Below are 665 nucleotides of genomic sequence, written 5' to 3'. Positions count from 1 at the left end.
TACATGAAACAGTAACTCGGAATCATCAATGCAAAGCAATGTGGCAACTATTAAAACGGGTTCGAAACTTTATGGATAACATTTCATCGTTTCCCAGCGGTGGTCATGGAGTACAAAAAGTGAAGCATAATTAGGATCAGCTATTTAGAGAAAAGTCACAAACAATAGATTTCAAAGTTGGCCTAGATCATTTCCATTGATATTTTGATTTCGCTTAAAAAACAAGCACAGCATCATACAATACAGCTAACAAATTAAGGGAATTTATTATGAAAAAAGTAAACCTTGAAGATAAGAAAGCAGCTAACTGGACACCAATGAAAAAGGTACGTCTGGAAGATAAAAAAGCAGCCAACTGGACGCCTATGAAGAAGCAAAAATAGCAGCTAGTTGCAGGAGAGGCTCCAACCTTGGAGCCTTTACTTATTTATGCCAAATATAGATTACTCATTTATAAAAATTATAGATAATAAGCTTATTCTTTGGGACTATCTTAATCGAAACCAATACGAGATAAGCGGTGTTTTTCAAGATAGTTGCCATCATTTGCTTGCTTATTAAGCTGCTTCTCTTTCTGGATTTAGGTGTACGTTACCAACTGGTTCACAGTTCCTGATATCACCAGGCCAGCGCTCAGGTTTTCGCTGTTTTGCTGCGAGCAATAC

The 665-nt window shown here is 37.0% G+C and carries 1 pseudogene; it reads left to right on the top strand.

Features of this window, described 5'->3' with window-relative positions:
* Positions 1–134, top strand: a pseudogene (locus tag QTN94_RS20240) (IS630 family transposase); the annotation flags it as partial.
* Positions 135–665 lie beyond the last annotated feature (531 nt).

It is taken from the genome of Vibrio sp. M250220 (assembly GCF_036533795.1).
In the GTDB taxonomy this organism is placed as follows: Bacteria; Pseudomonadota; Gammaproteobacteria; order Enterobacterales; family Vibrionaceae; genus Vibrio.
This window is presented reverse-complemented; position numbering and strand designations above follow the sequence as displayed.